At 78.1% G+C, this 3,237-nt stretch carries 2 protein-coding genes; both read left to right on the plus strand.

What is annotated here, in order from left to right:
• Positions 1–1,780 (plus strand): ATP/GTP-binding protein (locus tag RIF68_RS32135; protein ID WP_309054790.1); only part of this gene is annotated, 1,780 nt, incomplete at its 5' end.
• Positions 1,781–2,201: 421 nt separating this feature from the next.
• On the plus strand, positions 2,202–3,237 hold a 1,036-nt coding region (locus tag RIF68_RS32140; RefSeq protein WP_309054791.1), incomplete at its 3' end, for a PucR family transcriptional regulator ligand-binding domain-containing protein.

The following is a 3,237-nucleotide window of genomic DNA, read 5'->3' on the forward strand; positions in this document are numbered from 1 at the left end:
CGTCCTCTCCCTCGTCGTCCTCGTCGGCGGCGGCTTCGACGTCCTCACCTCCCCGGTCCTCGTCTACACCCTCTACGCGCTGATCACGGCGGCCGTCCTCTGGCCCTTCGCCCGCCTCGGCGGCTGGAGAGCCCTCGTCCGCACCTGGCTGCGTCCCCGCCCGGCCCCCGCCGGCACGCCGACGGCGGCCCCGGCCGCCCCCCGCTCCCAGTGGCCCGCGCTGCGGGAGGCCGGCCAGGCCCGGGCGGCCGACCTGCTCACCGGCGAACTGCACGCCGGACGCATGAACGAGGTCGACGCCGCCCGCATCGACCGCCACTGGCAGCGGGCCCGCGGCGACGCCGGCCGCCTCGCCTCCTTCGTCGACACCGTGCTCCGCCACGGCGCCACCGCCTGGGCGCACCCGTCCGGCGCCCGCGACCTGCCCCGCCGCACCGCCCCCCACGACCTCCTCCTCGGCCAGGTGCGGATCGGGCGCTGCGCCGCCGGGGAGCGGAACCCCGCCGCCTACCGGGGCGCCGGCCTGGCGCTCGACCCGGCCGTCCTCGGCACCTCCCTGCTCGCCGTCGGCCCCTCCGGCGCGGGCAAGACCGCCCGGCTGACCGGACCCGTCGCCGAGTCGCTCGCCCTCCAGGCACTCACCGGCGACTGCGCGGTCGTCGCCGTGGGTTCCGCCGACGCGCCGCTCGGCCCCGACACGGCGTACGACGTGGTCGTCCGGATCGGAGACCCGGCGTCCCCCTACGACCTCGACCCCTACGCCGGCCTCACCGACCCCGACGAGGCCGCGGCCCTCCTCGCGGAGGGCCTCGCCGGTGACGTGGAGACGGTCGACACGAGGCGCGCCGCCACCGTCCTCGCCCAGCTGATCGGCCCCTACCGGGCCGTGCACGGCCGGTTCCCGGCCGTACCCGTCCTGCGCGAACTGCTCGAAGCCGCCCCCCACACCCTGTCCGCGCTGCTCGCCCGGCTGCCCGCGGACGCGCCCACGATGCGCCGCGAACTGGAGGCCCGCATCCGGAACGCCGGCGGGGCCGCCGACCCCGCCCCCCTCCTCGCCGACCGCCTCGCGCTGCTCGACCGCCCCGCCTTCGCCGACTTCTTCGGCGCGGAGCCCGGCGGGGGCGACACCGGACGCGTACGGCCCTTCTCGCTGCGGTCCGTCGTCCAGCACCCGCTGCGCGTCCTGGTGCAGCTGCCGGAGCGCGGCCACGAGGAGGCGTCCCGGCTCCTCACCCGGCTGGTGCTCGCCCAGTTCCTGGCGGCGGCCCGGGGCGGCACCGGCCGTTCCCACTTCGTCTGCCTCGTCCTCGACGACGCCACCGGCGCGCTCACCACCGGCACGGTCCGCTCCCTCCAGCGCCTGCGCCCGCACCACGCCGGGGTCGTCCTCGGCCTGCGCACCCTGGCCGACGTACCCGACTTTCTGCATGGGCCGCTGCTCGCCGCCGTCGGCTGCCGGGCGGCCTTCTCCGGGGTGACCACCTGGGACGGCCGCGGCTTCTCCGAGGCCTGGGGCACCGAGTGGGTGGAGACCGTGGAGGTCGCCCAGCACGCGGTCTTCGCCGATCAGCCGATGACCCGGGCCTACCACGCCCTGCGCAAGAAGCTCACGGGCAAGGCGGTCACCACCGACGCGGTCACCCGCCGCACGGTCGAGCGCGAACGCTGGTCCGCCTCCGAACTCGCCCACTCCGTCCCGGCCGGCCACGCCGTGATCTCCCTGACCACGGTCACCGGCGACCACACCCCCCCGATCCTGGTGGACCTCCGCGCCTGACACCGCGCCCGCGCCGCCGCGAGCGGGACCGGTGCGGTTCGGGGCGGTCCCGGGCTCGGCACCGCGTCCGTGACGGGGGCCCGTCCGGGCTCCGGGGCGCGGACCTCCGGTGCGAGGGCGGTGCTCGCGCCCGTGGCGGGGCCCGCCCCCTCGCCGCGCCGCCGCGAGCGGTCCGGGGCGGTACGGGGCTCGGCGCCGTGCCCGTGGCGAAAGCCGCGCCGGGCTCCGGGGCGCGGAGCTCCGGTGTCAGGGCCGTACCCGAGTCCGCGCCCCGGCCCGGCCCCCCATGCCGCGCGCCCGCGCGGCCGGGGACATGCCCTGGCACAATCGAGGGCGCCGCTCCGTCGAGCGGCGCCCTCCCCGTCGCCGCGCACGGCTCCCCCCGCGCGTGGTCCTCGCTCAAAGGTCCGCCGGTTCCCCGATGCCGCCCACCCTTGCCTCGCTCGTCCAGCACTCCTCCCTCAAGCTCGTCGTCCGCGCCGGTGAGGACCGTCTCGACACGCCCGTCCGATGGGCCCACGTCAGTGAGCTCACCGACCCCGTCCCCTACATGGAGGGCGGCGAGCTGCTGCTCACCACCGCCCTCACGCTCGACGCGGAGGACCCGGCGGCGATGCGCCGCTACGTGCGGCGGCTCCTCGGCGCCGGTGTCGTCGGCCTCGGCTTCGCCGTCGGCGTCAACTACGACGCGATCCCGGCCGCCCTGCTCGACGCCGCCCGCGAGGAGCACCTGCCGCTCCTCGAGGTGCCGCGCAGGACGCCGTTCCTCGCGATCAGCAAGGCCGTCTCGGCGGCCATCGCCGCCGACCAGTACCGGGCCGTGACCGCCGGGTTCGAGGTCCAGCGGGAGCTGACCCGGGCCGCGCTCGCGGAGGGCCCGGACGCGGTCGTCGCCCGGCTCGCGGCGCACGTCGACGGCTGGGCCGCGCTGTACGACACCTCCGGGACGGTCGTCGCCGTCTCGCCCGACTGGGCGGCACGCCGGGCCGCCCGGCTCACCCCCGACGTGGAGCGGCTGCGCGAGCGGCCCGCCCCGGCGAGCGCGGTGGTCGGCGGCACGGACGACCGGGTCGAGCTCCAGTCCCTCGGGACGGGGCGGCGGGTCCGGGGCGCGCTCGCCGTCGGCACCGCCGCGCCGCTCGGTACCGCCGAGCGGTACGCGGTGCACTCCGCGATCGCGCTGCTCACCCTCACGACGGAGCGTTCCCGTTCGCTCCAGGCCGCCGAGCAGCGGCTCGGCGCGGCCGTGCTGCGCATGCTGCTCGCCGGCCAGCCGGACCACGCCCGCGCGGTGGCGGGCGACGTCTACGGGAACCTGCTCGACGCCCCGTTCCGGCTGCTCGTCGCGGAGACCGCGGCGGGCGGCGAGAAGAGTCCGGCGGAACCGGCGCTGCCGGTGTTCGCCGAGGCGCTGGAGACGGCGGCGGCCCGCGCCGGCGAGGCGGTCCTCACCGTCC

It is taken from the genome of Streptomyces sp. (assembly GCF_031178505.1).
Classification (GTDB): Bacteria; Actinomycetota; Actinomycetes; order Streptomycetales; family Streptomycetaceae; genus Streptomyces; species Streptomyces gulbargensis.